Annotated in this window: 4 protein-coding genes; all 4 read left to right on the top strand. The window is 37.6% G+C overall.

The genetic code is table 11. From position 1 onward, the window contains the following. A partial coding sequence (locus tag V7P73_RS09700; protein ID WP_333853078.1) for a helix-turn-helix transcriptional regulator occupies window positions 1-203 on the top strand: 203 nt, incomplete at its 5' end. A gap of 641 nt (window positions 204-844) precedes the next feature. After that, window positions 845-1,231 (top strand): hypothetical protein, encoded by a 387-nt coding sequence (locus V7P73_RS09695; RefSeq protein WP_333853076.1) that lies wholly within the window; start codon window positions 845-847, stop codon window positions 1,229-1,231. A gap of 135 nt (window positions 1,232-1,366) precedes the next feature. Continuing rightward, a complete protein-coding gene (locus V7P73_RS09690; RefSeq protein WP_333853074.1) occupies window positions 1,367-5,710 on the top strand; it encodes a CusA/CzcA family heavy metal efflux RND transporter in 4,344 nt (1,447 codons plus the stop codon). Window positions 5,711-5,712: 2 nt separating this feature from the next. Continuing rightward, window positions 5,713-6,867 (top strand): efflux RND transporter periplasmic adaptor subunit, encoded by a 1,155-nt coding sequence (locus V7P73_RS09685; protein ID WP_333853072.1) that lies wholly within the window; start codon window positions 5,713-5,715, stop codon window positions 6,865-6,867. The last annotated feature ends 24 nt before the right edge of the window (window positions 6,868-6,891 follow it).

The raw sequence follows: 6,891 nt of genomic DNA, 5'->3' as shown, positions 1-6,891 counted from the left end.
TCAAAGAACTATCTAAATATACAGGTTTTAAATGCTCTTACATTTATAAACTTGCACATCGACGACTGATTCCCTATTCAAAACCTAGTGGAAAAATGTTATTCTTTGAACGGGTGAAAATTGATAATTGGTTGTTGACTAATTCTAGTCCATCTAATTCAGAAGTAGAGAAAAACTTAGTCAAAAAAATTATGAAAGAATAATGTTTTCTAAAAGATGGTTTTCTTTTTGAGTTTAATGATTTTCCATTTTGGAGTATTTACTCAATACTGTTAAAATACTACCTTTGCTTTAGTACCCATAACCGAAGACATATCGAAACATTTGATGGAAGATTTAGAAAGAATTATAGAATTAAATAAACCTGTCTTGTGAGTTCAACGAGCGTATCTTCAAACACTTTTATCGATGATTTGCTTCGTTTGAGCCGTTTGAGCCAAATTAAAAAGGAATTAGCAATTCCGATTTTAATATTTAATCACTTGTAGTTGTAAAGTTTTTTGCAAATTACTTTTTTAGTAAATGTAATAATCCAATATGTATTATTAATGGTTGGCTTCCAACTTTCTTTAACTGTTGAATAAAGATTTAATCAATGACTAATAGAATATTAGTGAATAATATATTGAAAATATAATTTGGTACATTCAACTATATAAAGTTCCCAAAATTTAGGCAATGGTGTAACAGATCATATTTTTATAAATGTCAATTCTACTATTTAAAAAAATAATTAGATCAATTATAAACAAAGAAGATTTTTATAAGTTAATATAAGCCGAAACAACTTCTCATTCTTTTATTTAAAATCATTCTTAATGAAATATTTCATAATTTTGATATTGTGAAAAAGCTGATTTCCATATTGTTATTATCATTCTATTTGGTTTCTACAACTGAACTGTATCAGTTTTTGAAAATGCCGCTTCTTATTGAGCATTATATTCAGCATAAAAACCTGAATCCTGAAATGTCACTTACTGCATTTCTGAAAACTCATTATGATCATCCTGTGAAAGACAGTGACCACGATCAGGACCAGAAATTACCTTTTGTTTCACATGCAAACCTGTTATCTGTGGTTTTCACTATTAATCCTTCCTTATATTTTCATTGTATAGGGAAAGTATTTAGCCCTATCGAGATCAAAAAGGTCTTTTATAAGAGCGCTCTTTACAATAAAGAAATCCTCAATTCTATCTGGCAGCCGCCAAGATTCTGTCAATCTTAATCTGTTTTCTCAGTCATTTTTTGATTGGGAAGGTATTCTGTTTCCTTATAGGTGTTTACATGAAATGTAGATACTTGGGGCTACGTTTCAGGATACCAGAATTTCATTACAATAATTAAGATAATCAATCATTTTATGCTTACAAAAATCATTGAGTTTTCTGTAAAGAATAAACTCATTATTGCATTGTTGATACTGGGGCTTATCGGAGTTGGTTCTTATCAGGTCACCAGGCTGCCGATAGATGCTGTTCCGGATATTACCAATAATCAGGTACAGGTCATTACGATGGCCCCTTCTTTTGGTGCAACAGATATAGAACGGCTTGTTACCTTTCCTATAGAACAGGCCAACAATAATATTTCAGGATTAAAGGAAATCAGGAGCTTTTCCAGGTTTGGACTATCGCTGGTTACCATTGTCTTTGAAGATGATGTTGACATCTACTGGGCCAGGCAGCAGGTTGCTGAAAGGCTCCAGCAGGTACAGGCCGTTATCCCGCAGGGAATAGGAAATCCCCAGCTTGGTCCTATTTCTACAGGACTTGGCGAAATTTTCCAATATGTCGTAAGACCTGAAAAGGGATATGAAAAAAAGTACAATATCACAGAACTCCGTACTATTCAGGACTGGATTGTAAGAAGACAGCTTTTGGGAGTAAAAGGAGTAGCGGAAGTCAGCAGTTTTGGCGGTAAGCTGAAACAGTATGAGATTGCCGTAAATCCAGACAAGCTTAATGCTTATGGAATAACGATCAATGATATATTTGATGCGTTACAGACAAATAATCAGAATACCGGAGGTGCCTATATTGAAAAAGGGCCTACCGTTTTATACATCAGAAGTGAAGGGTTGGTAGGAAGTATTGAAGAAATCAACAATATTTCTATTGCAACAAAAACAAATGCTGTTCCTCTGTTCATAAGAGATATTGCTGAGGTGAAACCTGGTTTTGCCACCCGTTATGGAGCCATGATCTTTAATGACCAGGGAGAAGTTTCAGGAGCCGTGGTAATGATGCTTAAAGGTGAAAACAGTAATCAGGTTATAAAAAATGTAAAAGAAAAAATTGCCCAGATTCAGAAAACACTTCCTAAAGGAGTTGTCATAGAACCCTTTCTGGATCGTACCAAAATGGTAAATAATGCTATTGGAACGGTTGAAAAGAACCTTACTGAAGGAGCTTTGATCGTAGTCTTTGTACTGATCCTGTTTTTAGGAAATGTCCGCGCTGGGCTTCTGGTGGCTTCGGTAATTCCACTGGCTATGCTGTTTGCGATCTGCATGATGAACCTTTTTGGAGTCAGCGGGAACCTTATGAGCCTTGGGGCTTTGGATTTCGGGCTTATTATTGATGGGGCAGTTATTATTGTGGAATCTGTTCTGCATCAGTCTACCCATAATTCAAAATTCAAAAGAGTGTTTTCTGCAGGCAAAACAGAAATGGATGCTTTGGTTACTGATTCTGCCGGAAAGATGATGAACAGTGCTGTTTTTGGACAGATTATTATTCTGATTGTTTATCTACCAATTCTTACCCTGCAGGGAATTGAAGGGAAAATGTTCAAACCCATGGCACAGACCGTAGCTTTTGCACTGCTTGGAGCATTTTTACTTTCACTGACCTATATTCCGATGATGAGTGCGGTATTGCTGAGAAAAAGAAGTAATCAACCTACTTTATCAGACAGAATGATGAAAAAGGTAGAGAAGATCTATCTTGCAGTTTTGCTCAAACTTCTCAGAGTACCCAAAATAGTTTTTGGGGTAGTGGCAGTCTTATTTATAACAGCCGTTTTCATTTTATCCAAAATGGGAGGTGAATTTATTCCTTCCCTTGAAGAAGGAGATTTTGCCGTAGACACAAGAGTGCTTCCAGGAAGTAATCTGACCACAACAATTGAGAGTACCCAAAAAGCGGCACACGTTCTCAAATCCCGATTTCCTGAGGTGCAGAAGGTCGTTACAAAGATCGGAAGCGGGGAAGTACCTACAGACCCAATGCCGATGGATGCTTCGGATATGATGGTTATCCTGAAAGATAAAAAAGAATGGACCTCTGCCTCTACTTTTCCCGAATTAGCGGATAAAATGGGGAAACAGCTTCAGGAAGTACCCGGAATTACAGCCAGTTTTCAATATCCTGTGCAGATGCGTTTTAATGAATTGATGACCGGAGCAAGACAGGATGTAGTAGTGAAAATTTTTGGTGATGATCTGGATGTTCTTTCCCAGAATGCTCAGAAACTTGGTAAAATTATAGAAACTGTTGAAGGAACACAGAATCTTTACATCGAACCTATTTCCGGGATGCCTCAGGTAATTATAGAATACAACCGCCCTTTAATTGCCCAGTACCACCTATCTGTTGCAGATATTAACAGAATTGTCAATACGGCATTTGCCGGACAAAGTACAGGGCTGGTTTTTGAAGGTGAAAAACGCTTCGATATGGTAGTACGCCTGGATACCAAAGACCGGAAAAATGTTACCGATATTAAGAATCTTTTGGTTCCCACACCTTTTGGAAATCAGATTCCGCTGTCTCAGCTTGCCAAAGTGGAAGTGAAGAATGGTCCCAACCAGATTCAGAGAGAAAATGCCCAAAGAAGAATTGTCGTAGGTTTTAATATAAAAGATAGGGATGTACAAAGCATTGTTGAAGAGCTGCAGGGAAAAGTAGATCAGAAAATGAAGCTCCCTACGGGTTATTATATGACCTATGGAGGATCTTTTGAGAACCTCAACAATGCCAAACAGCGCCTCATGATTGCGGTTCCTATTGCACTTGCCCTTATTTTTGTAATGCTGTTTTTTGCATTTAAATCTGTAAAAGAAAGCTTGCTTATTTATACTGCAATTCCTCTTTCCATCATTGGAGGAGTATTTTTTCTGGCTCTGAGAGGAATGCCTTTCAGTATCAGTGCCGGAGTAGGATTTATTGCGCTTTTCGGAGTAGCTGTACTGAACGGAATTGTTTTAATATCTGAGTTTAACCGTCTTTACAAAAGCGGAATGAGAAATATTGTAAGAATTGTTATTGACGGAGGAGAATCACGTCTCCGCCCGGTCCTTATGACCGCCTTTGTTGCGTCGCTGGGCTTTATCCCGATGGCATTGAGTAACGGGGCCGGAGCCGAAGTACAGCGGCCACTGGCTACAGTTGTTATCGGAGGATTAATAGTGGCAACTTTCCTTACTCTGTTTGTTTTACCATTGCTTTATGTAAATATTGAAAAAGGAATCAAAATGAAAAAAATGAAAAACAGAAATATAGCTTCCGTATTGGTATTTTTATTCTGTTTTATTGGACTTGAAGTAAAATCCCAAACCCCTGTTACTTTGGAGGAAGCCATTGATTTAGCTTTGAAAAATAACCGGATTATTAAAAATGAAAAATTAAAATCTGAGTATTCAAAGGCACTTATCAGATCAGCATCAGATATTCCTCAGACAGGAGTTACGATGGATTATGGCCAAATCAACAGTGCCCTGACAGATATGAAATTCGGTATTTCTCAGAATATAGCATTTCCTACTGTATATAAAAAACAAAAGAATCTTTATACGGAAGAATGGAAAAAGTCTCTGCTTAATGTTTCCCTTAAAGAATATGAGCTAAAGAAAGCCGTAAGCCTTACTTTTTATAATATTCTCTACTGGAAAGAAAAAGAAAAGCTTCTGCAGGAAACATTAAAGCTGTATACCGACTTTCTGGATAAAGCAAGCATTCGTCTGAAAGCAGGAGAAAGTAATATTTTGGAAAAAACAACTGCTTCCAATCAGAAATCTGCTATTGAAATCCAGCTGAAGCAATTGAATCAGGAGCTTTCAGTTTTGAAATATCAGCTGCAATGGCTTTTGAATACTGAAACAGATTTTGTTCCTGAAGATAAAAAGTTATTTAGCGGAGGACTTAAAGAAGAGTTAAATTCACATCCTGTAATCCAGGTATTGCAGCAGCAGAAAAAAGTTTCCGAACAGCAGACAGCTCTTGAAAAAGCAAAGCTGCTTCCGGGGTTGCAGTTCGCTTACAATCTTAACAGTTTTAAAGGAACGGGGGCGGATGACAAAGTGTACGGCTCTGCACCACAATTTCATTCCGTACAGCTGGGTGTTTCGGCTCCTGTTTTTTCAGGCGGACAGAAAGCCAGAATTCAGGCTGCTAAAATTGCAGAATCTGTCGCTGAAAATGACATTGCCAATATGGAATTCAACCTGCAGAATCAGCGTAAAAAAGCATCCGGGATTTATCAGGCTAATCTTGACATTGTTTCCCGCTATGAAAGCGCAGAACTTAAAAACGCCGATGTTATCACTGAAACAGCTAAAAAACAGTTTCTTGCCGGAGAGATCAATTACCTCGAATTTGTAATATTGGTCAATCAGGCAGTCACCTTAAAAAACAGCTATACCGATGCAGTCTGGAAACTGAATCAGAGTGCTATAGAATTGGAATATCTTACTTTAAACCCATAATAATGAAACGTAAATTTAAAATCATATCATATTCTCTGCCAATAATAGGACTGCTCATGTTTTATGAGTGTAAAGACCATGGAAAAACGGAGCCGGTACCAGCAGCAGTCTCTTCCAAAGATGAAAACGTAGTAACGCTTACTGAAGCCCAATTAAAAAATGCTCCTATAGCAACTACAACCCTTTCTTTACAGAAGATATCTTCGCTTTTAAAGCTTAATGGAATGATTGATGTTCCTCCGCAAAACCTGGTTTCAGTAAGTATTCCACTGGGCGGATATCTCAAATCCAGCAGCCTGCTGCCGGGAAAGCCGGTTTCAAAAGGGCAGGTGATTGCTGTTATTGAAAACCCGCAGTTTATACAGCTTCAGCAGGATTATTTAATGGCAAGGTCCAAAATGCATTTTGCCGAACTGGACTACAACCGTCAGAAAACCCTTAATCAAAGTCAGGCTACCAGTGATAAAGTCATGCAGCAGGCCCAGTCTGAAATGAACAGCCAGAAAATCCTGATGAACTCCCTGGCACAGCAGCTCCGCCTTATCAATATTAACCCAGCATCACTGAATTCCGGGAATATTAAAAAAAGCGTTCCGGTTTACAGCAGCATCAATGGATTTGTGAGTAAGGTAAATGTGAACATCGGAAAATATGTAAATCCTTCGGATGTCCTTTTTGAACTCATCAATCCGGATGATATACATCTTAACCTTAAAGTATATGAAAAAGATCTTGGAAACCTCAAAATGGGACAACGGTTTACGTCCTACACGAATGCAGCTCCTGATAAAAAATATTACGGAGAGATTATTCTGATCAGTAAGGATGTTAACCCGGGAGGTATGGCTGAAGTACACTGTCATTTTGAAAAATATGACCAGAGCCTTGTTCCTGGAATGTATATGAATGCAGAAATAGAAACAAGTACCTCTTTTTCCAATGCAGTTCCTGAAGAAAGCATTGTCAATTTCGAAGGGAAAGACTTTGTTTTTGTGGAAGAGAAAACACGTACCTACCGCCTGACTCCTGTAACATTCGGTGAAACAGAGAACGGGTTCATACAGATACTTAATACCGACGATTTTAAAAATAAGAAAATTGTCACCAAGAATGCTTATACCCTTCTCATGAAACTTAAGAACACTGCAGATGAATAATAAAAGAACTTATAGATAAATACA

It is taken from the genome of Epilithonimonas sp., assembly GCF_036780765.1.
GTDB lineage: Bacteria > Bacteroidota > Bacteroidia > Flavobacteriales > Weeksellaceae > Epilithonimonas.
The sequence above is the reverse complement of the archived record's forward strand: the minus strand, read 5'-3'. Positions and strand labels throughout refer to the sequence as shown.